Raw genomic sequence first — 25,199 nt, 5'->3', positions numbered from 1 at the left:
GGCCCCGTCACACGTGCCCGCACCGCACAACCCCGCTTCGCGGGTCGGCCCCGCACCACACGGCCCACCGTCACACAGCCACGCGTCACACCGCCCCGCGTCACACCGCCCCCGCACCCGTCAGCGACCGCACCTCGGCCTCCGCGTGCTTGGCCTCGTCCGGGGTCTCGGCCGAGGCCACCGTGCCGAGCCAACCGGCGAGGAAGCCGAGTGGGATGGAGACCAGGCCGGGGTTCTGAAGCGGGAAGAGGTGGAAGTCGACGCCGGGGAACAGGGATTCCGGGCTGCCGGAGACCACCGGGGACAGCAGGACCAGCAGCATCGCCGGGATCAGCCCGCCGTAGACGGCCCACACGGCGCCCCTGGTGGTGAACCCGCGCCAGAACAGGGAGTAGAGCAGCACGGGCAGGTTGGCGGAGGCGGCCACGGCGAAGGCCAGCCCGACGAGGAAGGCGACGTTGAGATCGCGGGCCAGCAGGCCGAGCGCGATCGCGAGCACGCCGATGCCGAGCGCGGCGGTCCGGGCCACCGCCACCTCGCTGCGCGGCTTTCCGCCGGGGCGCCGCAGGGACGCGTACAGGTCGTGGGCGACGGACGCCGAGGAAGCGAGCGTGATCCCGGCGACGACCGCGAGAATCGTGGCGAAGGCGACCGCGGCGACGATCGCGAACAGCACCGTTCCGCCGGTGGAACCGGCGCCGCCGCCGAGGTCCAGCGCCAGCAGCGGAACCGCCGTGTTCCCGGCCGCGTTGGACCCGCGCACGGCATCCGGTCCGATGATGGCGGCGGCACCGAAGCCGAGCACGATCGTCATCAGGTAGAAGCCGCCGATGAGCCCGATCGACCAGACGACCGAGCGCCGGGCCGCCCGCGCGGTCGGGACGGTGTAGAAGCGGGACAGGATGTGCGGCAGTCCGGCCGTGCCCAGCACCAGCGCGAGTCCCAGGCTCATGAAGTCGAACCGGGAGGTCCAGTCCCCGCCGTAGGCGAGCCCGGGAGCCAGGAACGCCTCCCCGTGACCGCTGCGCTCGGCCGCCGTGAGCAGCACCCGGTTGAAGTCGCCGTGGAACCGCAGCAGAACGAGGACGGTCAGCGCGATGGTACCGCCGAGCAGCAGGACCGCCTTGACGATCTGGATCCAGGTGGTGGCCCTCATCCCTCCCATCGACACGTAGATCACCATGAGCGCCCCGACGCCGACGACGGTCCAGGCCTGCGCCGCCTCGCTCCGGCCGCCGAGCAGCAGCGCGACCAGGCTGCCCGCGCCCACCATCTGCGCCACCAGGTACAGAACGGACACGGTGACCGACGACGTTCCCGCGGCGATGCGCACGGGCCGTTCCCTCATCCGGGCCGCCACCACGTCGGCGAGGGTGAACCGGCCGCAGTTGCGCACCAGTTCCGCGACCAGGAGCAGCACCACGAGCCAGGCCACCAGGAAGCCCACCGAGTACAGCATCCCGTCGTAGCCGAAGAGGGCGATCAGTCCGGAGATGCCGAGGAAGGAGGCGGCGGACATGTAGTCGCCCGCGATGGCAAAACCATTCTCCATCGGCGAGAAGAGCCGGCCGCCGGCGTAGAACTCCTCTGCCGATCCCTGCCGCCTGCGGCTCACCCAGGTGGTGATCCCCAGGGTGACCGCGACGAACGCGCTGAACAGCAGTAGTGCCAGAGTTTGGTGATCACCCGTCATGAGGCACCGCCCCGGCCGCGCGCCAACTCCTGCGTGTCCCAGCGCAGTTCCAGCGCGGCCCGATCCCTGCGCAGCCGCGCGTGCCGCGTGTAGGCCCAGGTGAGCAGGAACGTGGTCAGGAACTGGCCGAGCCCGGCGAGCATCCCCACGTTCACGGCACCGGCCACCGGCCGGGCCATCAGCCCCGGCACGGTGGTGGCGGTCACGACGTACGCCACGTACCAGAGGCAGAAGGCGATGACGGCCGGGACCACGAACCTCCGGTAGCGGCTGCGTACTTCCTGGAACGCGGCGCTGCGCTGGACCTGGAGGTACACGTCGGCCGCCGCCACGGCGCCTTCCCGCCCGCGCGTGTCCGGTACGACCGCTGCCTGCGCCGTCGCGGGCAGCGCCTGGACCGCCGCGGGCGCTCCGGTGCCGGCGCCCTCGCCCCAGCCCGAGGCGAGGGCGTCGTACCAGGGGTCGTCGTAGCTCACGTCGCCGGACGGTTCGCCGTGGGGCGGGACATGGCCGCCGCCGGACTGCCCGGTGGAGCGTTCCCCGAGAGCCACGGAGCGTCTTTCGGCATGTCCGGCGGGTCTCTCGGGACCGCCTCCGCCCGGCAGGGAGCGGTCATTTCTTTGGCGCATGCCCAAGGATGGACAGAACGGAAAGATCCCCGACTCCTCTTCCCGTTCTGCTTCACCCCATCAGGTGACCGCAGGCCCTCTACGCGTCGATGCGCGACCGGTCCAGTGTCGCCGCCGAGCTGGAGATGAACTCCTTGCGCGGAGCGACGTCGTTGCCCATGAGCAGATCGAAGACCTGCTCGGCGGCCTCCAGGTCGGTGAGGTTGATCCGGCGCAGGGTGCGGTGGCGCGGGTCCATGGTCGTCTCGGCCAGCTGGTCGGCGTCCATCTCACCGAGGCCCTTGTAGCGCTGGATCGAGTCCTTGTAGCGGATGTTCCTGGTCTCGAAGTCCATCAGCTTGTCGCGCAGCTCACGGTCCGAGTACGTGTACACGTACTTGTCCTGGCCCTTCTTGGGCTGGACGAGCTCGATGCGGTGCAGCGGCGGCACCGCGGCGAACACCCGGCCGGACTCGACCATGGGCCGCATGTAGCGGTGGAACAGCGTCAGGAGCAGGGTGCGGATGTGGGAACCGTCCACATCGGCGTCGGTCATCATGATGATCTTGCCGTAGCGCGCCGTGTCGATATCGAATGTCCGTCCGGATCCAGCTCCTATGACCTGGATGATCGCCCCGCACTCCGCGTTCTTCAGCATGTCCGTCACGGACGACTTCTGAACGTTGAGGATCTTGCCCCGGATCGGCAGCAGCGCCTGGAACTCGGAGTTCCGGGCGAGCTTCGCCGTGCCGAGGGCCGAGTCCCCCTCGACGATGAACAGCTCGCTGCGCTCGACGTCGTCACTGCGGCAGTCGGCCAGCTTGGCCGGCAGCGAGGAGGACTCCAGGGCCGTCTTGCGGCGCTGGGCATCCTTGTGCTGCCGGGCGGCGATGCGCGTACGGGCCGCGGCGACCGCCTTCTCCAGGACCACACGGGCCTGCTGGGCGTCGTCGCGCTTGGTGGAGGTCAGGAATGCCTTGAGCTCACGGGAGATCACGGTGTTCACGATGCGGCGGGCCGCCGAGGTGCCGAGCACCTCCTTGGTCTGCCCCTCGAACTGCGGCTCGGCCAGGCGGACGGTGACAACCGCCGTGAGGCCCTCCAGGGTGTCGTCCTTGACGACGTCGTCCTCGGCCACGCGAAGCATCTTCTTCGTGCGCAGCACCTCGTTCACCGTCTTGGCGACGGCCTGCTCGAAGCCGGCGACATGGGTGCCCCCCTTGGGGGTGGCGATGATGTTGACGAACGACCGGAGGGTCGTGTCGTAGCCGGTCCCCCAGCGCATCGCGACGTCGACGCCGAGCTCGCGGGTCACCTCGGTGGGGGTCATCTGACCGTGCTCGTCCAGGACCGGGACCGTCTCCTTGAAGGTGCCCTGCCCGGTGAAGCGGAGGGTGTCGCAGACGGCCTTGTCAGTGGCCAGGAACTCGCAGAACTCGCTGATTCCGCCGTCGAAACGGAAGGACTCCTCGCCCTTGCTGCCGCCGTCGCCGAGCCCGAGCTCGTCACGGACGACGATGGTCAGGCCGGGCACCAGGAACGCGGTCTGGCGGGCGCGCTGGTGCAGGGTCTCCAGAGCCAGCTTGGCGTCCTTGAGGAAGATCTGGCGGTCGGCCCAGTAGCGCACGCGCGTGCCGCTGCGGGTCTTCGGGATCTTCTTCGTCCTGCGCAGCCCGCTCCCGGCCTCGAACTTCGCGTCCGCGCCCAGGGCGGCGAAGGCGCCGGGGACACCGCGGCGAAAGCTGATCGCGTGGGTGTGCCCACTGCGGTCCACCTCGACGTCCAGTCGCGCGGAGAGCGCGTTGACCACGGACGCGCCGACGCCGTGCAGGCCGCCGGACGCGGCGTACGAACCGCCGCCGAACTTGCCGCCGGCGTGCAGCTTGGTCATGACGACCTCGACACCGGAGAGGCCGGTCTTGGGCTCCACGTCGACCGGGATGCCCCGGCCGTTGTCCCGGACCTCCACCGAACCGTCGTCGTGGAGGATCACATCGATGTGGTCGCAGTGGCCCCCGAGGGCCTCGTCCACCGAGTTGTCGATGATCTCCCAGAGGCAGTGCATCAGACCGCGGCTGTCGGTGGATCCGATGTACATCCCGGGGCGCTTCCGCACGGCCTCGAGCCCCTCGAGGACGAGCAGGTGCCGCGCGGTGTAGTTGGACCCGTCCCGGTCTGCTCCTGCCAGCAACGCTGTGGACGGCACGGACGTCTCGGCGGTCACGCGGTTCGCTCCTCGCTGAATTTCAGATGGGGCCCTCATGGGTAAGGGCGCGTCACTTGTCACCGGTGAGAGGGTACCGAGGCCTGGTAGAGCCGTTGTCACGCCACCCTCGTCTGAAACCTAGACTAGTCGAGAGTCGTATACCTGTTCGATCATTCGATGGAGTGAAGCACACATCACGTTCCCTTCCAGGCATGAACCATTTAGGCTCCGGGCACGTCCTCAAGAACAACCGGCAACCCAGCCGGGAGGGCCGACCACCGATACCACGCGAATCCGTACGACACAGAGACACGCGATACGGCACATTCGCCGCCAACCGGCAACACCCAGCCACTTCGGAAAGATTTTTTCGAAGAGAAGCCACGAGCGGGAACGTTTTGGGGCTGGTTGGATGTTGACCCTGGTACGACAGCTCGTCGAGCTAGAGAAGAGGCGACGTGACTACTGTTCTGACCCCCGCGAGCCCACTGACGGCCGCCGATCGCTGCGACCGCTGCGGCGCCCAGGCATACCTGCGCGTCGTCCTGCTGAGCGGTGGAGAACTGCTCTTCTGCGCCCACCACGGCCGCAAGTTCGAGCCGGAACTCAAGAAGATCGCCGCTGAGATACAGGACGAGAGCGAGCGGCTGACCTCCCCGTCGGCCCCTGCCATCGAGGAAGAGCACTGACACGGTGACTCTCTGACACCTCGCGCACGACGACGAGCCCGCCCGGCACAGGCCGGCGAGAGAGGCGGCTGCCTCCGCTGCGGAGACAGCCGCCTCTTTCTCGTGCGTTCGTTCCTCGCGCGTTGGTTCTCGTTCCTCGCGCGTTCTCGCTCCCCTGGGAGCTCCAGGCGTTCGGAAGTCGCCCGGAAGGAGCCGGGAGGCCCGCGCAGGGCCCGTCAGGCGCCGTCGGCCACCCTTCCGGCCCGGCGGGCCGGAGTTCCGTCGAGCGTCCGCACTATCTCGGACACACGCGTGTAGACCCCGGGAGTGTCCGCCCAGCCGCATCCGCTGCCCCAGGACACCAGGCCGATCAGCCTCCCCTCGGCCACCAGCGGTCCGCCGCTGTCCCCCTGACAGGCGTCCGGCCCGCCGGTCTGCTCACCGGCGCACAGCATCGTCCCGGCGCGGTACGCGCCCTCGGCCCCGCCCGGGTACGCGGCCTCGCACACGGTGTCGCGCAGCACACGCACCCGTGCCGCGTGCAGGCTGCCGGCGTAGGTCCCGGAGCCCGTGGTGTCCCCCCAGCCGTAGACGGTCGCGGGGGTGTCGGCCCGGTACCCGGGATCACCCGCGCCGGCCATGCCGATCATCGAGCCGGAGGGCAGCGGTGCGGCCAGGGTGAGCACGGCGAAGTCGCCGGAGTTGCCGACCGGGTCGTAGCCCGGGTTCACCCAGGTCTCGCGTACCGCTATCTCCTCTCCCTGCTCCGAGAGCAGGTCCGTACGGCCCGAGATCACTCTGAGGTCGGGCACCCGGTCCGGTGGCGCCCCCAGGACCTCCTTGTCCATGCAGTGTGCGGCGGTGAGCACGGTGGTCCGGCCGACGGCCACACCCCCGCAGAACTGTCCCGCCCGGGTACCCCCGAACCGGTCACGGCTGGACAGCGCCACGGTCCACGGGCTCTGGGCCGCATCGACCGGGAACCCACCGACAACGATGCGGTCCGCGGCCGCCGGAGCGGCCGCTGCCAGGGGTATCGCGGTCGCGGCGGCGGCGAGGGCCAGTGGCCGGGCCAGGACCCGGGCTAGGCGACGACGCATGCGCTCTCCTCACACTGGGACATTGATGGGACACCCAGAGTGATCCACCCCGTCCCGCCCCGCACCCGCGGAGCAGCGCCCGGGGCCTGTCCGACGGATCATGCCGGACAGGCCCCAGGCCCGGCCCCGCGAACGGGACCGGGCCTGGGTTCGGCCTTGCGGGCCGTCGTGCTCGCTGTCCTAGTCGAGGTAGTCGCGCAGGACCTGGGAGCGTGACGGGTGGCGCAGCTTCGACATGGTCTTGGACTCGATCTGGCGGATGCGCTCGCGCGTGACGCCGTACACCTTGCCGATCTCGTCGAGGGTCTTCGGCTGACCGTCGGTGAGACCGAAGCGCATGGAGACGACGCCCGCCTCGCGCTCGGACAGGGTGTCCAGGACGGAGTGCAGCTGCTCCTGCAGAAGCGTGAAGCTGACCGCGTCCGCCGGGACGACGGCCTCGGAGTCCTCGATGAGGTCACCGAACTCACTGTCGCCGTCCTCGCCCAGCGGGGTGTGCAGGGAGATGGGCTCGCGACCGTACTTCTGGACCTCGATGACCTTCTCCGGGGTCATGTCGAGTTCCTTGGCCAGTTCCTCCGGGGTGGGCTCGCGGCCCAGGTCCTGGAGCATCTGGCGCTGCACACGCGCGAGCTTGTTGATGACCTCGACCATGTGCACCGGGATGCGGATGGTGCGGGCCTGGTCGGCCATCGCGCGGGTGATCGCCTGACGGATCCACCAGGTGGCGTAGGTGGAGAACTTGTAGCCCTTGGTGTAGTCGAACTTCTCCACCGCGCGGATCAGACCGAGGTTGCCCTCCTGGATGAGGTCCAGGAAGAGCATGCCGCGGCCGGTGTAGCGCTTGGCCAGGGAGACCACCAGACGGAGGTTGGCCTCCAGCAGGTGGTTCTTGGCCCGGCGGCCGTCCTCGGCGATGATCTCCAGCTCGCGCTTGAGCTTCGGTGCGAGCTTGTCGGCGTTGGCCAGCTTGTCCTCGGCGAACAGACCGGCCTCGATGCGCTTGGCGAGCTCGACCTCCTGCTCGGCGTTGAGCAGCGGGACCTTGCCGATCTGCTTGAGGTAGTCCTTCACCGGGTCGGCGGTGGCACCGGCCGCGGCGACCTGCTGGGCGGGCGCGTCGTCCTCGTCCTCGTCGGAGAGGACGAAACCGGCGTTCTCCGTGCCCTCCGGCTCGTCCGTCGCCTTGGTCTCCTCGACGGCCTCCTCGTCGGTCGCCTCGGCGTCGTCCTTCTTGGCCGTGGTCTTCTTGGCGGCCGTCTTCTTCACCGCCGTCTTCTTGGCGGTCGCCTTCTTCGCGGTGGTCTTCTTGGCAGCCGCCTTCTTGGCGGGTGCCTCCTCCTCGGCGACGGCGTCCGTGGCGGGCGCGGCCGGTGTGGCGGTGGCACCCGCCTTCCGGGTGGTCGTCGCCTTCGCCGCGACCGTTCTGGTCGCCGTGCGCTTGGCGGGACTCTTCGCTGCGACGCTCTTTCGGGTGCGCTTGGGCTCCGCGGCACTGACCATCAGCGTCACACCCTCTTCCTCGAGGATCTGGTTGAGGCTGCGCAGTACGTTCTTCCACTGAGTGGCCGGAATCTGGTCAGCTTCGAAGGCCCGACGCACGTCATCGCCGGCGATCTGCCCCTCAGCCTTTCCCCGCTCGATGAGCGCCATGACAGAGACGGATTCGGCGATCTCCGGCGGGAGCGTACGGGATGTGCTGGCCGACACGAACAACCTCTCGGGACGTTGAAAAACGGCTTCCGGCCCCGTCCACGACGGACAGGAGCCGACCGCCGGCTTGGGGATGGGCCGACGATGCGGGCGGGGGCCGGGGAGATGCAACAGCGCCGTGAACGGCGTCCGTATTCCCTCCGCGACTGTCACCTCTTAGGTCATCGCGTTCTTTCCAGGAGCGTTACGCCCAATCCGCGTGGCCCGAGTCACACCCCGTAAGTGTCCAGAATCGACCAGATCGGGACAAAGACGGTCACTCAGGGGTGACAACGGCACCGTGCCGGACCTTACGGCCCCTTCATCACTGTAGGACCCCGCGGATCGAAGGTGATCCCGCGGGGTCCTACAGCGGGCGGCCCACCGGCCGGGCGGCGCCACGGGAGGGGGTGGCAGACCGGGCCGGGCCGCCCTCGGAAGGCGGTCAGCGCTCGCGCGGGGCGGGCACCACTCGCTCGACCTCGGGGTGGACCGTCAGCAGCTGACGCATGGCCGTCTCGGCCGCCGCGCCGTCGCCGCCGGCGAGCGCGTCGACGATCCGGCCGTGGTGCACGAGCGAGGCCTCGTTCGGCCGCTCACAGCCCGTGACCGGTCCGCCCGAGACCTGCAGCGCGGCGGACACGATCCCGGAGAGGTGCTCCAGCATGCGGTTGCCGGCGACCTGGATCAGCAGCGAATGGAACTCGGAGTCGGCGCGGGCGAAGGTCAGCGCGTCCCCCTGCCCCATGGCATGGCCCATGATCTCCACCATGTCGGACAGGCGCTGCTGGACGTCCTCGCGCCCGTGCCCGGCGGCGAGCCGGGCGGCCAGCGGCTCCATCGTCCAGCGCAGCTCGCTGAGCTCACGCCGCTGGTCGTCGCGCTGCGGCCCGAAGGCCCGCCACTCGATGATGTCCGGATCGAGAAGGTTCCAGTCGCTGACCGGGCGCACCCGTGTACCGACATTGGGCCGGGCACTGACCAGGCCCTTGGCCTCCAGGACACGGAGCGACTCACGGACGACGGTGCGGGAGACCTCGAAGCGCTGGCCGATCTCCTCGGGAACCAGAGGGCGGTCGGCGCCCAGATCCCCCGAAACGATCATCTGGCCCAGCTGCTGGACGAGTTGGCCGTGCAGCCCGCGGCCGCGGCTGCCCGCGCTGCGGCGGCCCGCACGGCCCAGCTCGGGATCGGTGTCCCAGACGGGGGCCCCGACACGGCCGCCGACAGGCGCGTCGGTGTAGGGGTAGCGGTCGAGTTCGCCCGGGCCCGTGAGGCCGGAGTCTGCGGAGCGGGCGGTGGTCATCATGGTGTGCGCAAGGGTACTCACGCATCCTTTTTCGGCGTGCCTCCCAACTCCCTTGAGGAGTTTGGTGAAAAGCACACGAAAGGGTGATCGCTCACCCCGTCGCAATTGACGCCTTATCGGAAAGAAGCGGGCTGCCTCCGGGGAGTTGCAGGCACGGACGGATCGATCGGGGCACGGTCGGTCGTCATCGGGCCCTGTTCCGCAAAGAGGCGAGCAGATACGCGCAGAGCAGCACCGCGAGGGACAACGCCATTGCGCCGCCCACCGGTTGAGCGATCATCCGCAGCGCCCCCTCCAGATACCCTTCGCCCCCGAAGGGCCAGTGACGCAGGGACACCTCACGCATCCGCAGGGATGCCCCGGCCGCGGTCCACACCGACAGCCTCTCCACCAGCCCGTGCATGAGGGGGACGACGAGAAGGGGTACGGCGACGACCGCGGCGAGACCGGCAGTGGTGGACCGGAAGACCCCCGCGGCCAGCACGCCCGCCCACGCGCACCCGATCACGAGCCCGAGCCAACTCGCGCCGAGCGACAACCAGTCGGCGGGGATCTCGACGAGCTCCCGCCCGTAGACGAGGTAGAGCAGCTCGGCATCGCACCCGATCGTCAGGACGGCCAGCACGAGGGCGGAGGCCGAGGCGACGAGCAGTTTGGCGGTCAGCAGCCCCAGCCGCCGGGGCACGCGACCCCGGTCCGCCGCCAGGGCGGGGTGGCGGAACTCGTCGCCGAAGGCCAGCGCCCCGAGCAGCCCCGCCCCGAGCGCCGCGGGCGGCAGGGGCAGCTCCCCGGGCCACGCGGCCAGCAGGCGCGGCTGCGGGGTGTGCCCGATCCGGGCCAGCAGTACGGCGGTGAGCGCGGACATCACGAGCACGGCCGCCCCGACGAGAAACCCGGTCCTGACGCCGGTGACCCGGCGGATCTCGTAGCGCAGCGGGCGGAGGGGACGAGGGGCGGGGCGAACGGAGATGGGAGGCGGCAGTCCCGCCGTGGATCCGGACTCCAGCACCCGGACCTCACCTCCGGCACGGAGGCCGGAGGACGGGGAGTCGGCGGGCGCGGAGTCGGCGGAGCCACCGGGAGGTCCGGCGTCGAGGGCGGCGGCCGGCGACGCGGCGGACGGCGTTTCACCGTCCGAGGCAACCGGCTTCCCAGCCGGGGACGAGGCACCCGCTCCTGGCCCCATGTCCCCGATTTCGTCGGCGAGTTGATGAACGACAATGCCGTGCCGGAAGGCGATTTCGCCGACGTCCGCGCAGGTACTGCCGTAAACGGAGATGCGGTTGCCGCCGTCCTCGGCCACCTCCACGGAACGCCGGGCGGTACGCGCTTCCTTGGTGAGCAGCGCGGAGAGCCGGGCGGCATGCGGGGTACGGACGGCGACGCGGGGGCGCAGCCGGGTGCGCGAGAAGTCCGCGGCCGGCTGATCGGCCACGAGCCGGCCCTGGTCGAGGGTGACCACCCGGTCCGCGGTGCGCGCCGCCTCCTTGGGGTCGGCCGTTGTGCTCAGAACGGTGCCGCCCTGGGCCGCGTAGGCCCGGAGCATGCCGTGCAGCCAGCGGCTCTCGCCGGCGGACAGCCCGTGCGCGGGCTCGTCGAGCACCAGGGTGTGCGGGTCCGCCAGCAGTGCGCAGGCGAGCCCGAGGCGTCGGTCCATGCCCCGCGAAAGGGTGCCGAGGCGTTCCTCCCGCAGGCTCACGAGCCCCACGGCTTCCAGGACTTCGTCCCCGCGACGCACCGGAACTCCCGCCGCGGCACACAGCATGCGGATGTGTCCGCGCACGGTGCGTGCGGGGTGGCCGGGCACCTCGCCCAGCAGTACGCCGACTTCGCGGGACGGATGGCCGACGCGGTGCAGTGGACGGCCTCTGAAGTAGGTGATGCCACGGCCCGGTTGGAGTTCGAGCATGAGTCTGAGTGCCGTCGTCTTGCCCGCGCCCGGTGCTCCGAGCAGCATCGTGACGCGACCTGCGTGCGCGTCGAAGGACACGTCGTCGACGGCGGGCGGAAGCTCTTTGCGCGGGTTGCTGGTCAGTCCGATGGCCTGGATCACCCGAAGCAAGATAGCGCGCCATATCGGGTTTTTCGGGCACCGCAAGGCCTGCCGGCCACGGGGAATTCAGCCGCACGGGACCCGCATCCGCGACCCGCATCCGCGACCCGCACCCGCACCCGCACCCGCACCCAGGGCCGGATGCCCCTGCCGCCGCCTCCGCGTCACCACCCGCTCTCCCCTCCCGGGCCGCTCAGGCCGCTCAGGCCGGTGCGGTCACACCTCGGGGCGCAGCATCGGCGGATTGAGCAGGGTGGCTCCGCCGGCCCGGAAGAGCTGGGCGGGACGGCCGCCCTGACGGGTGGTCGTGCCACCGGTCGGCACGAGAAAACCCGGCGTACCCGTCACCTTGCGGTGGAAGTTGCGCGGGTCCAAGGCCACACCCCACACGGCCTCGTAGACACGGCGCAGCTCGCCGACGGTGAACTCGGGCGGGCAGAAGGCCGTGGCCAGCGACGAGTACTCGATCTTTGAGCGGGCCCGCTCCACCCCGTCCGCCAGGATCTGCGCGTGGTCGAAGGCGAGTGGCGCCGCCGTCTCGCCGTCCCTGCCGTAGCCGTCCTGTTGCAGCAGTTCCCCGACCTGAGCCCAGCGTGCGTTGCTGGCGTCGCCGCCCGCCCGGGGTGCGGGCAGGTCGGGGGCGAGGGCGAGGTGCGCGACGCTGACGACCCGCATCCGGGGGTCGCGCTTGGGGTCGCCGTAGGTGGCGAGCTGTTCCAGGTGCGCGCCGCCGGCCTGGGCGGGGACGGCGGGGTCGTGTACGCGCAGTCCGGTTTCCTCCGCCAGTTCACGTGCCGCCGCCTGCGCCAGGTCCTCGTCGGTCCGGACGAATCCGCCGGGAAGCGCCCAGCGTCCCTGAAACGGCGGTTCGCCCCTGCGTACCGCCAGCGCACACAGGGCGTGGCGGCGCACAGTCAGCACGACCAGGTCCACGGTGACGGCAAAGGGCGGAAAGGCTGACGGGTCGTAGGACATGCGGCGATCATAGTCGTCTGCCTGACGATAAACACTCCCTTCGCCGACGGCATCGACGGCTGATCGGCTTCGGTCCGGTACTGCTCCCGCCACGGGATCCCGGAGGGCGGGAGCGTCCCGCGACGCGGGACCGCTGCGGTGCTCTTCCTCACCGGTTCTCTCCCCTTGGCCCCTCCGCCCCCTTCCGTCTCCTTGCCGTCGGTCGGCGACGGTCAGCCCACTTGCGGGGCGGACCCCGGAGAGGGCGGCACCCCGGCCGTCGCCGCTCCCTCCGCCCAGCCGACGGCCGCCTCCCCTCCCGCCCGGTCATTCCTCCCCGGCGCTGCCCCGGCTCCGGATCTGCGTACGTCCCCGACGCGGGGCAGCCCGACGACGGCGTACGGCATCCGGCCCTTCGATGCCGGGACGCACACCGTCCGGGCGCGTGCCGCCCAGCGCCGTACGGGGATGTGGAATCCGCACGTTCGGGCGGCTGCCGTCCGCCCGCCCCCGGCGCGGGGAACCGCCGTCGGCACCGGGGACATGGTCGCGGCGGCGCGCGGGCGCCTCCCGCTCCGCGGCAGCCCCGGACCCGAAGGGTGTGGGCTCCCCCGCCGCACCGGACTCCATGTCACCGGGCCCCCCGTCTCCCGGATCTTCGCTGTCCGGGTCCTCGTTGCCCGCTCCGCCGGCCACACCGGTGACCGGGCCCTCGCCGTCCGCCTTCCCGTGACCATCGTGTTCCGCGCGCAGGCAGCGTCGGATCGATTCCGGGTCGAGGCCCTCGTTGCAGGCCTGGTGCAGCAGGCGGGCGAAGAGATAGTCGGGATCGGCGCCCAGGGCCATGGCGAGTGCCTCCCTGGCCTCCAGCTCGTCGCCGATGGACCAGGCGACCCAGCCGGCGAGCGTCAGGGGAGCCGCGGCGTGTTCGCCGTACGATCCGACGCAGCGGCGGGCCAGTGCCCGCCACAGGCGGAGTGCGGGGCCGGCCTCCTCGCCCTCCATCCACTCCGCCGCCCGGTCCCGGGTCGTGCGGTCCTGCAGGCCGAGGATCAGCGTGGCGGCCTCGTCGTACCGGAGCACTTCGTCGTCCCGCAGGTCCGCCGGGAGCATGCCGGACACGGGCGGGGCGCAGGCCAGTCTGCCCATGACGCGCTCGGCCAGTTCCAGTGTCTGCCGGGCGACCTCGGTCCGTCCCACCGCGTCGAGGATCTTGGGGATCAGCGTCCGGTGGGCGGTGTCCAGGGCGGTTTCCTGTTCGAGGGCGGCGGCGTTCTCCCACGGGAGGAACCTCGCCCGCAGTTCACGCAGCGTGCCCCGGACCTGAAGTCCGGCGTAGGTCGCGGCGGCGGCCAGCACCGAGGTGCCCGGCAGGCCCATCGGCGTCCCCGCCTCGGGACAGCACCCCTCGTCGTCGCAGCAGTACGACCAGAAGCGGCCGCCCGAGAGGCACAGAGCCTCCACCACAGGAACGTCGAGGGCACCGCACTCCAGGCGCAGCGCGTGAGCGAGCGGGCCCAGCCGCTCCTTGACCTGTTGTCCTGGCTCGTGTTCCCCCGGTTCCTGGCAGAGGAAGACGACCATCTGCTCGGGCTTGGCGCCTCGGCGCTCGCTGCCCGTGACCAGCCCTTGGGCCAGCTGGCGGGCGGCAGCGGGCCAGTCGTCCCGGTTCGCGGGGATGCCGAGCCTGGCCCGGCCGCCGAACCTGCCCCGTCCGTCCTTGTCGTACAGGGCGACCAGGACGATGCTGTCCTCGGGGTGGTAGCCGAGCAGATAGGGCAGGGCGTCGGCGAGTTCGGCGGGCGTGCGCAGCGTGACCTGCTGTTCGCCGCCGTGGCTGCCGTAGGCGGTGCAGGCGATGTCCTGCGGGCGCCCAGCACGCGTCCCCGCGTTCCTGTGTGTGCTGTCGTTCTGGTGCGTGCCCGGGTTCCTGTGTGTCCTCGGCGCCGGGGCCCCGGCGCCGAGGGTGATGTCGTCGCCTCCCGGAAGGCCGGCGTGCTCGTCCCGCTCCCGACCGGCGATGTCACCGTTTTCGGAGGATCCGTTCGTTTCATGGCTGTTCGTCATGGGAGGACGATCGCTCGGATCAGGAAATTCCGCTCGCCCTGTGGACAACTCCCCTCAGGGACACGTCATGCATCCCATGTGACCTGCACTTCCCATCCCTCTGCAGTCCGATTGTCGGGCCATCATGAGAGTCTCCCCGCCGCAGAGGCGAGGGGTGACCGAGCAGTTTCCCGGCGCTCTCCGTGTCGCCGCTGTCGAGCAGGCCGATGCCCCCGCGGGCACGCGAGGTGCCGACGCCGAACCCGGGGACGAACTCCTCGGCCGGCATCGGCGCGAGAGTCCCGCGGGCCGGATCGGCCCGGCCCGGCGACGGACGCTCAGCCTGCCGCGGCGAGGACCAGAGGAAGGACCTGTGCGCCGCCCGCCCTGCGGAGCAGGCGGGCGGCGACCGCGAGGGTCCAGCCGGAGTCCGTGTAGTCGTCCACCAACAGGACGGGACCCGGCGCGTGTGCCAGGGCACCCGCCAGCTCCTCGGAGACGGCGAAGGCACCGGCCAGCGTCTTCAGACGTTGGGCGGAGTTGCTGCGGCGTGCCGCGTGGGCGCCGTCCGGCACGGTGTACGTCAGGGTGCCGAGGAGGGGCAGGCGGCCGACGGTCGCGATGCCCTGGGCGAGGGAACCGACCAGTTGCGGACGGGTGAGGGACGGCACGGCGACGACTCCCACCGGCCGGGCGGAGGCGTCCGGGCCCTTCGTCGACCAGCCGCCCGGAGAACGTGCCCAGTCGGCGAGGACCTCCACCGCGGCCCGCAGGACGTCGTCGGGGACCGGCCCGTCGGGCGCGTTCTCGGCCAGCAGCGGGCGCAGCCGGTTGCCCCAGCCGATGTCCGAGAGCCGGCCCAGAGCGCGCCCGGTGGAGCACTGTTCTCCTGCCGGGATGCGCCCCTTGAGCTCGATGCCCAGGGCCGGCATCCCCGTCGGCCACATCCGGCGCGGCTCGACCTCCACCCCTGGGCGGTCCAGCTCCTTCGCCGCCGCCGTCAGGGTCTCGGCCGAGACGGAGGGATCGGCCCAGGGCCCCACACAGTTGTCGCAGCGGCCGCACGGGACCGCTCCTTCGTCGTCCAGCTGCCGTCGCAGGAACTCCATCCGGCACCGGTCCGTGCTCACGTAGTCGCGCATGGCCTGCTGCTCGGCGGCCCGCTGCCGGGCGACCCAGGCGTACCGCTCGGCGTCGTAGACCCACGGTTCGCCGGTGGAGATCCAGCCGCCCTTGACCCGCTTGACCGCGCCGTCCACGTCGAGCACCTTGAGCATGGTCTCCAGGCGGGTGCGCCGGAGGTCGACCTGGGCCTCCAGGGCCGGCACGGACAGGGGCCGTCCCGCGTCGGCCAGGGCCGAGAGGGTCTGCCGGACCTGCGCCTCGGGCGGGAAGGCGGTGTCGGCGAAGTAGCGCCAGATGGCCTCGTCCTCCTTGCCCGGCAGCAGCAGCACATCGGCGTGGGCCACGCCCCGGCCCGCCCGGCCGACCTGCTGGTAGTAGGCGATCGGCGAGGACGGGGAGCCCAGATGGAGCACGAAGCCCAGGTCCGGCTTGTCGAAGCCCATCCCCAGCGCCGAGGTCGCGACCAGCGCCTTGACCCGGTTGCCCAGCAGGTCGGCCTCGGCCTGCAGCCGGTCGGCGTTCTCCGTGCGCCCGGTGTACGAGGCCACCTGGAAGCCGTGCTGTCGCAGGTGGGCGGTGGCCTCCTCGGCCGCCGCGACGGTCAGTGTGTAGATGATCCCGGAGCCCGGCAGCTCGTCCATGTGCTCGGCGAGCCAGGCCAGGCGGTGCGCGGCGTCCGGCAGCCGGACCACGCCCAGCCGCAGGCTCTCCCGCTCCAGCGGACCGCGCAGGACCAGGGCCTCGCCGGCGCCGGTGCCCAGTTGCTCGGCCACGTCCGCGGTGACGCGCGCGTTGGCGGTCGCGGTGGTGGCCAGCACCGGCACACCGGGGGCGAGGTCGGCGAGCATGGCCCGCAGCCGGCGGTAGTCGGGGCGGAAGTCATGTCCCCAGTCGGAGATGCAGTGCGCCTCGTCGACCACCAGCAGACCGGTCGTGGCCGCGAGCTTGGGCAACACCTGCTCGCGGAAGTCCACGGAATTGAGGCGTTCAGGGCTGACGAGGAGAACATCGGTCTCGCCGTGCTCGACCTCCTCGTAGATCGTGTCCCACTCCTCGGGGTTGGCCGAGTTGATGGTGCGCGCCCGGATGCCGGCCCGCGCCGCCGACTCGACCTGGTTGCGCATCAGCGCCAGCAGCGGCGAGACGATCACCGTGGGGCCGGAGCCACGCCGTCGCAGCAGAACGGTGGCGACGAAGTAGACCGCCGACTTGCCCCAGCCGGTGCGCTGCACCACCAGGGCGCGCCGGCGTTCCTCCACCAGGGCCGCCACGGCCTGCCACTGGTCCTCCCGCAACCGCGCCGAGCCTTCGGGGTCGCCGACGAGCTCGGCGAGGATGGCGTCGGCTTCGGTGCGCAGCTCCAGGGTGTCCATGCCCCCATGCAACCCGATGGCTACGACAGTCGGCCACCTCACCCCTGCATTCACCTCGTGGGGGCGCCCCGGCGTCCTCGAAACCGGCCACTGGTCACCGGACCCGCACGTCACGTACGGACACGGCGTGATCGAGCGCCGCACATGTGCCCCGCGGCACACCGGGCAGGGATATAAACACCCAATCATCCGATAACGGTCGGCTCGCACGATTGCTCGTTGCCGCATCCTGGTTCGACAGGAAGAATTGAGGTCCGCACCCGCACGGCTCGTCCGCCGCCCAGGTTGGGCTCCGCTGCGTGCGCGCTCCCCTGAATCCGCCCCCGCCCGTAGTCCGGGTGTAGCCGAAGGGAGGACCGTGACCTTCGGATTCGCTCCGTCCTCGGCGGCATCGCTGTCCACACCCGCCGCTTCCGCCACTCGTCTGCTCGAACCCGCGGAGTGGGCTGCCGCGGGAATCCCGCTGCTGCGCAACCCGCGTGAGGTCGTCAGCGGGCTGCACGCCCGGCATCACCCGGGGCCGGCGACCGCGATCGTCGCCGTACTCGACCAGGACGAGCGGGTGCGGGCGAGCGCTTCGTTCACCCGCCGCCCCGCCCCGGCCGACGGCTGGATGTTCCGCAACTCGCTGCTGTCCCAGCTGCGCCGGGTCATCCCGCACGACCTGCGGCGCCGCACACCGGTGCGTACCGCCGTCCTGCTCTACTGCCGTGACGGCGACGCCCGTTGGACGGAGGAGGACGGCGCGTGGATGTGGGGGCTGCGGGACGCCTGCACGCTGCACGGGCTGCGCTGCGGGGCGTACATCACGCTGACCCGTGACGGCTGGCAGGTGCTCGGCGAGGGCCGCGGCGGGCGTCGGCCCAGCGCCGGCTCCGCGCCGGAACCGTTCGCCACGGCCGAGGCGCCGCCGCGAATACCGCGCACCGGCGGTGCCGCGTCCGACGTCCTGCGCCGCGCCGCAGCGCGCTGAGGACCCGCCTGGGAGCCAGGGCTCCTTCGGCGGGCGCGGCCTCGCGCGGTCCCGCGAGCTGCGCGCTCTGCCGCGGGGACCGCGTCAACGCCGCTACCCGCGCGGCGGAACGACGGCCACATGGCGCCCGTACGGACGGGCGCCATGACGTCGCCTCAGACGCCCGTACCCCTCACCGAGTTGATCCGCTGCGGGTCGCCGCAGACGATCAGCAGAGTGGTGGCCTTGGTGTGCGCCACGGCCAGGGCCGACGCGGTCTCCGGCTCGGCCCCTCCGTTGACGGCGACCACGACGACGGGGCGCGCTCCGGCACGGTCCGCGACCGCGGCGTCCGCGTAGAAGACGTCGTCGGCGGCGGCGTGCAGGGCCCAGTAGGAGGCCTCACCGAAGGAGAGTTCGTGGGTGGCCCACGGATGCGGCTCGCCGGTGGTGATCACCAGCACGTCGCCCGGGGCACGGCCCGAGTCCAGCAGCAGGTCCACGGCTTCCTCGGCGGCGTCGAGCGCCCCCTGGACGGATGCCGGGATCAGCTGGATCTGGGCGCCGGCCGCAGCGGGAGCGGTCGGCTTCGAAGGGACGGGTTCGGCCGCCGCAGTGGCATCACGCGGCGTACGTTGCGCCGAAGGCGCGGGCCGGACCGGGCCGGGCCGACCGGGACGCGGCGGTGCCGCGGGGCGGGGACCGGGTACGGGGCGAGGGGTCGGCGCGGTACGGCCGCTGGCCGGAGTGGCGCGGGGACCCTGAGCACTCTCGTGAATCTGAGGCTCCTCGGGAATGAGAGGCATGGGCTGATTTTTATCAAACATTAGTACGGCTCGTGCCGTCGGGTGGCACATGAGCGCGAACGGAATCGTCAGAAATCGAAGCCGAGTTGACCTTCGATCGCCGGAACACTTCCATCCGCCCAGCCGCGGACCTTCTTGAGATGCCGCCATTGGGGCAGCGCATCAAGATACGCCCACGACAGCCGGTGGTAGGGGGTGGGTCCCCGGGCCTCCAGCGCGGCCCTGTGCACGGGTGACGGATACCCCGCGTTGTCCGCAAAACCGAAGTCTGCATGCTCGGCACCCAGTTCGGCCATCTTTTTGTCGCGGTGCACCTTGGCGATCACCGAGGCCGCCGCGACCGCCACGCACGACTGGTCACCCTTGATCACGGTGCGGACCCGCCAGGGTGCCCCGAGATAGTCGTGCTTGCCGTCGAGTATCACCGCGTCGGGACGCACCGGCAGCCCTTCGAGGGCGCGCACCGCCGCCAGCCGCAGCGCGGCTGTCATTCCCAGCCGGTCGATCTCCTCATGGGACGCGTGGCCCAGGGCGTACGACGTCACCCAGTCCCGTAGCGTCCGGTCGAGTGCGTCCCGCCGCTTGACGGTGAGGAGCTTGGAGTCGGTGAGTCCCTCGGGGGGCCGGCGCAGTCCGGTGACCGCCGCACAGACGGTGACGGGGCCGGCCCAGGCGCCGCGCCCCACCTCGTCGACACCTGCGACGATCTTCGCCCCGGTCGTGGCGCGGAGGGAGCGCTCGACAGCGTGAGTTGGTGGTTCGTACGGCATGGCGCCCTTAGCGTACGCCGCCCGGAACGGCCCGCGACACCCAGGTTCCCCGAGCGGTGCCAGAGTGTCGGCGACCTCGGGTCAGGGACCTGCCGGCCGCAGCAGCGGAACCATCAGCCGGTCGATCATCTCCTCCACGTCGACGTCCGGCCATTCACTTCCGCACATCTTGGACCGGTACATCATCATCGCCGGGATGGCATCGAAGACGTAGCCGTTCGCCGCGTCGGCACGCACCTCTCCGCGCTCGATCCCACGCTCGATCACTTCTCGGAGCATCGTGATGGTCGGCTCCACGACCCCTTCGAAGATCACGGCATGGAACCGCTCGGCCTGCATGGAATCGCACTCGTGAATGACCGAGCGCAGGGCGACGCCCGGCCGGGAGAACATCGCGTCACGCGCTCGCAGGCACAGGGCCAGCAGGTCGTCGCGCACATTGCCCACGTCCGGAGCCGCGTCGAAGGGCGGCAGCCCGGCCCGCAGGGCGTCCGCGACCAGGTCCTCCTTCGAGGGCCAGCGGCGGTAGACGGCGGCCTTTCCGGTCTGGGCGCCGGCGGCGACACCCTCCATCGTCAGACCGTTCCAGCCGACCGTACTGAGCTGCTCCAGAGCGGCATCGAGGATCGCGCGTTCCAGTACGGCGCCACGGCGGCGGGAAACGGCCGTCTGAGCCTGGGCGTCCGCCCAGCTCGAAGTAACCATCTGACTCTCTCCACACGAGGAGGGGAAGCGGGCGTTTCGGGGATGGGGCGCGCATCGCACGGCACCTGCGGGGGATGCGCCGAGCGATCGCACTTCCAGTGAACGCTTGCGTTCACTGTCGAGGACTCCTAACGTGGACACAACAGTGAACGCGAGCGTTCACTGACACACTCGTGGGGGATCCATAGTGACAACCTCTCCATCGATCCAGGACCGGAAGCCGGGTGCGGCACGCCGGGACGGACACCCCGGCATCGCACTCACCGTCATCGCGGCCTGCCAACTCATGGTGGTACTGGACGCGACGATTGTGAACATCGCGCTTCCGCACATTCAGAACGCTCTCAGTTTCAGCACCACCGACCTCACCTGGGTGGTCAGCGCCTACACCCTGACCTTCGGCGGCCTGCTGCTCCTCGGCGGCAGGGCCGGTGACATTCTCGGCCGCCGCCGCGTCTTCATGACCGGCATCCTGCTGTTCACCCTCGCCTCGCTCCTGGGCGGGTTCGCCCAGGAGCCCTGGCAGCTGCTCGCCGCGCGGGTACTGCAGGGCGTGGGCGGTGCGATCGCCTCGCCCACCTCGCTGGCGCTGATCACCACCACCTTCCCCGAGGGCCCCGAGCGCAACCGGGCCTTCGGCGTCTTCGCCGCGGTCTCCGCGGGCGGTGGCGCCATCGGCCTGCTGGCGGGCGGCATGCTCACCGAGTGGCTCGACTGGCGGTGGGTGCTCTTCGTCAACGTGCCGATCGGTCTGCTGATCGCCGCGCTCGCACCGCTCTACATCAACGAGTCCGAGCGGCACACCGGCCGCTTCGACATAGCGGGCGCGGTGACCTCGACGGCCGGCATGGCCTCCCTCGTCTACGGCTTCATACGGGCGGCGGAGGAGGGCTGGCGGGACAGCGTGACCATCGGTTCCTTCGTCGCCGCGGTCGTCCTGCTGGTGTCCTTCACCGTCATCGAGTCGCGGGCCAGGGAGCCGATCACCCCGCTGCGGATGTTCGCCGACCGAAACCGCTCCGGCACGTACGTGATCATGCTCAGCCTGGCCGCCGCCATGTTCGGCATGTTCTTCTACATCGTTCTCTTCGTGCAGAACGTGCTCGGGTACACCCCGATCGAGGCCGGGCTCGCCTTCCTTCCGGTGACGGTCGTGATCGCGCTCGGGGCAGGGGTGTCCCAGCGGTTCCTGCCCGTGTTCGGCCCCAAGCCGTTCATGCTCGTCGGCTCGGCGCTCGCGGCGATCGGCCTGGCCTGGCAGGCACTGATCACCTCCGAGAGCTCCTATGTGAGCGGCATCCTCGGCCCCATGCTCGTCTTCGGCTTCGGCATGGGCCTGAACTTCGTGACACTGACTCTCACCGCGGTCTCCGGTGTGGCCCAGCACGAGGCCGGCGCGGCGTCCGGACTGCTCAACGCGACCCAGCAGGTGGGCGGATCGGTGGGGCTGGCGCTCCTCACCACGGTGTTCGGCACGGCCGGCAGGAACGAGGCGGAGGAACAACTTCCGTCGTTCCTCGCCGAAGCGACGCCGGAGCAGAAGGCGGAGTTCGCCCAGACCCACCAGCTGCCCGAGCCCTGGGGCCACGAAGTGCTCGCGCAGGGCATCTCGACGGCCTTCATTCCGGCCGCCGCCATGGCCGTACTCGCCCTGCTCACCGCCTGGTTGGTGATCCGGGTACGCAAGAGCGACCTGGAGGCGCTCGCCGGCTCCGCCGGACCGGGCATCGGCTGACGAGGGCATGCCCCGGGCGGGGCGGCCCGGTGCCTCTCCGGCCGGCCCCAGCGGGCCGGTCCGGAGGGCCCCGGGCCGCCCCGCGGCTGCCAGGACGGCGATCACGGAGCCGAGCAGTACGGTGAGCAGTACGGTGAACTGCGCGTTCACGATCACCTCCGGCAGGGCTCGGACCCGTACAGCCGCCGCTTCGTCTCGGACCTCATGCCCCACACGGCTGATGTTCCGACAACGGACGGACGGTCACGGAGAGTTCCCAAGGCGCACGGAGAGTTCCGAAAGCTCGCGCGTCAGCGCCCGCGCCGACGCCCGTCGGCAACGGCGCTCCGCACGCACGCCTGACGGAGGGACCGGACCGGACCGGACCGGATCCAGCGTGGCCGGGCCGGCTGGAGCTACACCGGCATCCAGCTCGGGAGCGCCTCGACCCGCTCGGCCCACCCGGTGGGCGGCGCCCCGGCCCTCCCCGCCGCGATCACGCCGCCCACGATGGCGCAGGTCGTGTCGACGTCCCCGCCCACCTGGGCCGTGGTCCAGAAGGCCTCTTCGTAGTCGCCCAGGGCTCGGGCGGCCGACCACAGCGCGAAGGGCACGGTGTCGTGGGCCGTCGTCCGCCGTCCGCACCCCAGTACGGCGGCGACGGTGGCCGCGTCGCCGTAGTCGAACATGTCCCGGGCCCGGCGCAGTCCCGCACCGACCGCACTCTTCCTGGGCACCAGCGCGGCGACCCCGTCGAGCAGTGCTTCGGGGCCGGGCGGCCCGCCGGGGGCCGCGGCGAGTGCGGCCGCCGCGGCGACGGCCATCGCGCCGACCACGGCCTCGCGGTGCTGGTGGGTGGGGTAGGCCGAGATCTCGGCCTGGTGGACCGCCTGCTCCGGGTCGTCCGCGTACCAGGCGCCCAGGGGCGCGATGCGCATCGCGGCGCCGTTGCCCCAGGAACCCCGGCCGTTGAAAAGGCCGGCGGCGAGCTCGCGCCAGTCGCCGCCTTCGCGGACCAGCCGCAGCAGCCGGTTGACCGCGGGCCCGTAGCCACGGTCGAAGTCATGGTGCCGGGCGAAGGAGTGTGCGAGGGCGTCCTGGTCGATCCGCCGGTGGGCGGCGAGGACGGCGACGACCGAGCAGGCCATCTCCGTGTCGTCCGTCCACTGCCAGGAGCCCGGAGGCAGCTCACGGCGCATGAGCAGCGGATAGTTCACCGGGACGAAGAACTGCGAGCCCAGCGCGTCCCCCACGGACAGTCCGCGCAGGCTGGCCAGGGCACGCGCGAGGCGCCCGGCGGTGGTGGAGTCAGTGGTGGGGGTGGAGTCAGCGGTCATCGCCCACCCACCTTATCCGGTGCTCCCGTACGGTTCCGGCCGCCGCCACTGCTCGAAGGGCCGGTCGAGCCTGTACTTGCCGTCCTCCCCCAGGACGAGCACCCGCATCTCGGCGTTCCCGGGGTTGGACAGGGACTCGAACTCCGCCACGGTCCAGTGGAACCAGCGCATGCAGAACAGCCGCATGGCAAGACCATGCGTCACGATGAGGACGTTCGGCGGGTGGTCCGGGGCCTCGAAACTGCGGTACAGGCTCTCCAGGAAGCCTCCGACCCGGTCGTAGACGTCGGCACCGGACTCGCCCTGGGCGAAGCGGTAGAAGAAGTGGCCGTACGCGTCCCGGTACACCTTCTGCAGACGGACGTCCTTCTGGTCCTGCCAGTTGCCCCAGTCCTGCTCACGCAGTCTCGGCTCCTCACGCACGCGTATGAGTTCCGGGTCGAGACCGAAGGCGCACAGCGTCTCGTGCGTGCGGCGGTAGGGGGACACGTACACGCTGACGTGTTCCTCGCCGAACAGGTCGTGCAGCCGCCTGCCCGTCTCCTCCGCCTGCCGCCGGCCCCGCTCGGTCAGGGCCAGCGCGTGATCGGGTTCGCGCTCATAAACGGTGTCGTCAACATTGCCCGTTGATTCACCGTGCCGGACAAGGACGATGCGCCGTGGTCGTACCATGCTGAAACCCTAGAACGGCCGGCGGCGGACCGAGCACCCGTACGCGCCCCATACGGCACAGGTCACACACTTCCCGCGCTTCGAGACCGTTCCCCGCACTGGAACGTCAGACCGTCCAGACCGGCTCCATGTCCACGATGTCTCCCGTGAGCGCCACGATGTCGGCCTCCGTCTGCGCCCGCAGGGCGAGACGTTCCACGCGCTCGGTGCGGTACTTGCCGTGCTCGGCCGCCGACCACCACATCGACAGCACCAGGAACTCATGGCCGGGGGCCTCACCGAACAGTCCCCGAACCATGCCGGGCGAGCCTGCCATCGCCGGGTTCCAGACCTTCTCGTGCATCAGCACGAAATGCTCCGCCCGCTCCTCGTGGACGCGGCACAGGGCCACTCTCAGCAGGTCGACGTCCGTAAAGCGCGGTTCGAAGCCGGTCTTCACGTCGAAGCGGTGGTCGAACAGCCTGACCTGGGCGTCCTTGAAGGTGCCCGACTGAGCCGAGGCGAGCCGGTCGTGGGACCGCGCCATGAAGGAGTCGTAGAAGGCGCGGCTCTCCCAGAAGGAGAAGATGTGCGCCACATCCTGTCGTTCCCGGCTCCAGCCCCCGCCCTGTCCACGAAATCCCGGCTCCCCCAGAAGCCCCGCCCACTTCCGCTGTCCCCGTTCGAACCCGCGGCGGTCCACCACGGTGCAGCGAATCCACTTGACCAGCACCGCGCCATCGTAAGGCCGCGGAGCACAGCCCCGGTCACCCTCGGCGGGACTGCTTCACCGCACTCCCCCGGCCCGGCATGACAGGATGGACAACCTGCCGGGTCCGCCCGGCAGTTGGACAGCAGCTTCTGAAGGGGCATGACGGCCCCAGGGGGAAGGGGAAGACTGGTGAACGGCGTCAACAAGGGCATCGGCAAGGTCGAGATCGCGCTGAGGTGGGATCCGAGTCCCGCGGGACAGCCGGCCACCGACCTGGATCTCGTCGCCGCGCCCTACCCGGCAGGCGATCCGCACGGTGATCCCTCGTACGTGGTGCACTTCGACAGCCGCTCCCCCGACGGCACGATCACCCTCAGCCGGGACAGCAAGGACGGCAAGGGCTTCGGCTTCGACGAGGTCATGACGCTGGAGCTGGACCGGCTCGACGCGCGGTACGCGCGCGTGGTGGTCGGGGTCGTCATACAGCAGCATCAGGAGCAGCGCACCTTCGCCGGCGTGGGCCGCCCCGGTCTGCGCATCCGCGAGGGGTACACCGTCCTGGCCGAGGACGACTTCAGGGGTGTCCTGGGAGCCACGGCAGCCACGGTCGCCGAGTTCACCCGGGACACCACCGGTGCCTGGGACTTCCATCCCGGCGTCCAGGGTTTCCAGGGGGACCCGTCGACCTTCACCCGCTCCATGGGAGCCGCCCGCCGCCCGTGAAC

General features: G+C 70.9%; 20 protein-coding genes. 4 read left to right on the top strand and 16 right to left on the bottom strand.

Going from position 1 to position 25,199, the window contains the following annotated elements; genetic code table 11:
• Window positions 1-100: 100 nt before the first annotated feature.
• The 3 genes from ACFWVE_RS15715 to ACFWVE_RS15705 form a co-directional block, all read right to left on the bottom strand.
• Complete coding sequence (locus ACFWVE_RS15715; RefSeq protein WP_384013622.1) at window positions 101-1,693, bottom strand: cation acetate symporter; 1,593 nt, start codon at window positions 1,691-1,693, stop codon at window positions 101-103.
• A complete protein-coding gene (locus ACFWVE_RS15710) occupies window positions 1,690-2,322 on the bottom strand; it encodes a DUF485 domain-containing protein (protein WP_384013619.1) in 633 nt (210 codons plus the stop codon). Before ACFWVE_RS15710 ends, ACFWVE_RS15715 begins: the two co-directional genes overlap by 4 nt.
• Before the next feature lie 79 nt (window positions 2,323-2,401).
• Window positions 2,402-4,525 carry a type IIA DNA topoisomerase subunit B gene (locus ACFWVE_RS15705; protein WP_384013616.1) on the bottom strand — a complete coding sequence of 708 codons (2,124 nt, stop codon included), beginning with the start codon at window positions 4,523-4,525 and terminating at the stop codon, window positions 2,402-2,404.
• Between the two features lie 440 nt (window positions 4,526-4,965).
• On the opposite strand from ACFWVE_RS15705, the gene ACFWVE_RS15700 reads away from it, so the two are divergent.
• Complete coding sequence (locus tag ACFWVE_RS15700; protein ID WP_266073804.1) at window positions 4,966-5,196, top strand: hypothetical protein; 231 nt, start codon at window positions 4,966-4,968, stop codon at window positions 5,194-5,196.
• A 215-nt stretch (window positions 5,197-5,411) separates the two neighbouring features.
• Here the strand turns inward: ACFWVE_RS15700 and ACFWVE_RS15695 are convergent, their stop codons facing one another.
• From ACFWVE_RS15695 to ACFWVE_RS15665, 7 genes are all read right to left on the bottom strand, one after another.
• The gene (locus tag ACFWVE_RS15695) at window positions 5,412-6,275 is read right to left on the bottom strand and encodes a S1 family peptidase (RefSeq protein ID WP_384013612.1); all 864 of its coding nucleotides are present in this window, start codon (window positions 6,273-6,275) and stop codon (window positions 5,412-5,414) included.
• A 180-nt stretch (window positions 6,276-6,455) separates the two neighbouring features.
• The gene (locus ACFWVE_RS15690) at window positions 6,456-7,985 is read right to left on the bottom strand and encodes an RNA polymerase sigma factor (protein WP_384013609.1); all 1,530 of its coding nucleotides are present in this window, start codon (window positions 7,983-7,985) and stop codon (window positions 6,456-6,458) included.
• A 427-nt stretch (window positions 7,986-8,412) separates the two neighbouring features.
• Complete coding sequence (locus ACFWVE_RS15685; protein ID WP_384013606.1) at window positions 8,413-9,297, bottom strand: FadR/GntR family transcriptional regulator; 885 nt, start codon at window positions 9,295-9,297, stop codon at window positions 8,413-8,415.
• 163 nt (window positions 9,298-9,460) lie between these two features.
• Complete coding sequence (locus tag ACFWVE_RS15680; RefSeq protein WP_384013604.1) at window positions 9,461-11,329, bottom strand: ATP-binding cassette domain-containing protein; 1,869 nt, start codon at window positions 11,327-11,329, stop codon at window positions 9,461-9,463.
• Between the two features lie 216 nt (window positions 11,330-11,545).
• Window positions 11,546-12,304 carry an NUDIX domain-containing protein gene (locus tag ACFWVE_RS15675; protein WP_384013601.1) on the bottom strand — a complete coding sequence of 253 codons (759 nt, stop codon included), beginning with the start codon at window positions 12,302-12,304 and terminating at the stop codon, window positions 11,546-11,548.
• Between the two features lie 306 nt (window positions 12,305-12,610).
• Complete coding sequence (locus ACFWVE_RS15670) at window positions 12,611-14,350, bottom strand: DUF4192 domain-containing protein (RefSeq protein WP_384013600.1); 1,740 nt, start codon at window positions 14,348-14,350, stop codon at window positions 12,611-12,613.
• A 317-nt stretch (window positions 14,351-14,667) separates the two neighbouring features.
• Window positions 14,668-16,827 (bottom strand): RecQ family ATP-dependent DNA helicase, encoded by a 2,160-nt coding sequence (locus tag ACFWVE_RS15665; RefSeq protein WP_384013597.1) that lies wholly within the window; start codon window positions 16,825-16,827, stop codon window positions 14,668-14,670.
• A 358-nt stretch (window positions 16,828-17,185) separates the two neighbouring features.
• Between ACFWVE_RS15665 and ACFWVE_RS15660 the strand changes: the two genes are divergently transcribed.
• The gene (locus ACFWVE_RS15660) at window positions 17,186-17,800 is read left to right on the top strand and encodes a hypothetical protein (protein WP_384013594.1); all 615 of its coding nucleotides are present in this window, start codon (window positions 17,186-17,188) and stop codon (window positions 17,798-17,800) included.
• 155 nt (window positions 17,801-17,955) lie between these two features.
• Here ACFWVE_RS15660 and ACFWVE_RS15655 read toward each other — a convergent pair whose 3' ends face one another.
• The 3 genes from ACFWVE_RS15655 to ACFWVE_RS15645 form a co-directional block, all read right to left on the bottom strand.
• The gene (locus tag ACFWVE_RS15655; RefSeq protein WP_384013591.1) at window positions 17,956-18,585 is read right to left on the bottom strand and encodes a hypothetical protein; all 630 of its coding nucleotides are present in this window, start codon (window positions 18,583-18,585) and stop codon (window positions 17,956-17,958) included.
• A 68-nt stretch (window positions 18,586-18,653) separates the two neighbouring features.
• A complete protein-coding gene (locus tag ACFWVE_RS15650) occupies window positions 18,654-19,355 on the bottom strand; it encodes a ribonuclease HII (RefSeq protein ID WP_384013588.1) in 702 nt (233 codons plus the stop codon).
• 81 nt (window positions 19,356-19,436) lie between these two features.
• A complete protein-coding gene (locus tag ACFWVE_RS15645) occupies window positions 19,437-20,060 on the bottom strand; it encodes a TetR/AcrR family transcriptional regulator (protein WP_384013585.1) in 624 nt (207 codons plus the stop codon).
• Between the two features lie 187 nt (window positions 20,061-20,247).
• Here ACFWVE_RS15645 and ACFWVE_RS15640 point away from each other — a divergent pair, with 187 nt between their 5' ends.
• Window positions 20,248-21,795, top strand: a complete 1,548-nt coding sequence (locus ACFWVE_RS15640) for an MFS transporter (protein ID WP_384013582.1) — start codon at window positions 20,248-20,250, stop codon at window positions 21,793-21,795.
• Between the two features lie 395 nt (window positions 21,796-22,190).
• On the opposite strand, the gene ACFWVE_RS15635 is transcribed toward ACFWVE_RS15640, so the two are convergent.
• The 3 genes from ACFWVE_RS15635 to ACFWVE_RS15625 all read right to left on the bottom strand — a co-directional run bounded on the left by ACFWVE_RS15635 (window position 22,191) and on the right by ACFWVE_RS15625 (window position 24,495).
• Window positions 22,191-23,111 carry an ADP-ribosylglycohydrolase family protein gene (locus ACFWVE_RS15635; protein WP_384013579.1) on the bottom strand — a complete coding sequence of 307 codons (921 nt, stop codon included), beginning with the start codon at window positions 23,109-23,111 and terminating at the stop codon, window positions 22,191-22,193.
• Between the two features lie 12 nt (window positions 23,112-23,123).
• The gene (locus ACFWVE_RS15630; protein WP_384013576.1) at window positions 23,124-23,783 is read right to left on the bottom strand and encodes a histidine phosphatase family protein; all 660 of its coding nucleotides are present in this window, start codon (window positions 23,781-23,783) and stop codon (window positions 23,124-23,126) included.
• Window positions 23,784-23,889: 106 nt separating this feature from the next.
• Window positions 23,890-24,495, bottom strand: coding sequence for a YdbC family protein (locus tag ACFWVE_RS15625; protein WP_384013573.1), 606 nt, complete (start codon window positions 24,493-24,495; stop codon window positions 23,890-23,892).
• 168 nt (window positions 24,496-24,663) lie between these two features.
• Here ACFWVE_RS15625 and ACFWVE_RS15620 point away from each other — a divergent pair, with 168 nt between their 5' ends.
• Entirely contained in the window at window positions 24,664-25,197 is a 534-nt protein-coding gene (locus ACFWVE_RS15620; protein ID WP_384013570.1) for a TerD family protein, read from the top strand.
• Window positions 25,198-25,199: the final 2 nt, after the last annotated feature.

Origin of the sequence: Streptomyces sp. NPDC058632, assembly GCF_042717095.1 — a bacterium.
In the GTDB taxonomy this organism is placed as follows: Bacteria; Actinomycetota; Actinomycetes; order Streptomycetales; family Streptomycetaceae; genus Streptomyces.
Note: the sequence above shows the minus strand (reverse complement) of the source record. Positions and strands in the feature narration are given on the sequence as shown.

Coding starts and splice junctions, on each gene's coding strand:
- ACFWVE_RS15715 (WP_384013622.1), bottom strand. CDS start 1,693: ATGACGGGTGATCACCAAACTCTGGCACTACTGCTGTTCAGCGCGTTC.
- ACFWVE_RS15710 (WP_384013619.1), bottom strand. CDS start 2,322: ATGCGCCAAAGAAATGACCGCTCCCTGCCGGGCGGAGGCGGTCCCGAG.
- ACFWVE_RS15695 (WP_384013612.1), bottom strand. CDS start 6,275: ATGCGTCGTCGCCTAGCCCGGGTCCTGGCCCGGCCACTGGCCCTCGCC.
- ACFWVE_RS15675 (WP_384013601.1), bottom strand. CDS start 12,304: ATGTCCTACGACCCGTCAGCCTTTCCGCCCTTTGCCGTCACCGTGGAC.
- ACFWVE_RS15670 (WP_384013600.1), bottom strand. CDS start 14,350: ATGACGAACAGCCATGAAACGAACGGATCCTCCGAAAACGGTGACATC.
- ACFWVE_RS15665 (WP_384013597.1), bottom strand. CDS start 16,827: ATGGACACCCTGGAGCTGCGCACCGAAGCCGACGCCATCCTCGCCGAG.
- ACFWVE_RS15655 (WP_384013591.1), bottom strand. CDS start 18,585: ATGCCTCTCATTCCCGAGGAGCCTCAGATTCACGAGAGTGCTCAGGGT.
- ACFWVE_RS15650 (WP_384013588.1), bottom strand. CDS start 19,355: ATGCCGTACGAACCACCAACTCACGCTGTCGAGCGCTCCCTCCGCGCC.
- ACFWVE_RS15645 (WP_384013585.1), bottom strand. CDS start 20,060: ATGGTTACTTCGAGCTGGGCGGACGCCCAGGCTCAGACGGCCGTTTCC.
- ACFWVE_RS15635 (WP_384013579.1), bottom strand. CDS start 23,111: ATGACCGCTGACTCCACCCCCACCACTGACTCCACCACCGCCGGGCGC.
- ACFWVE_RS15630 (WP_384013576.1), bottom strand. CDS start 23,783: ATGGTACGACCACGGCGCATCGTCCTTGTCCGGCACGGTGAATCAACG.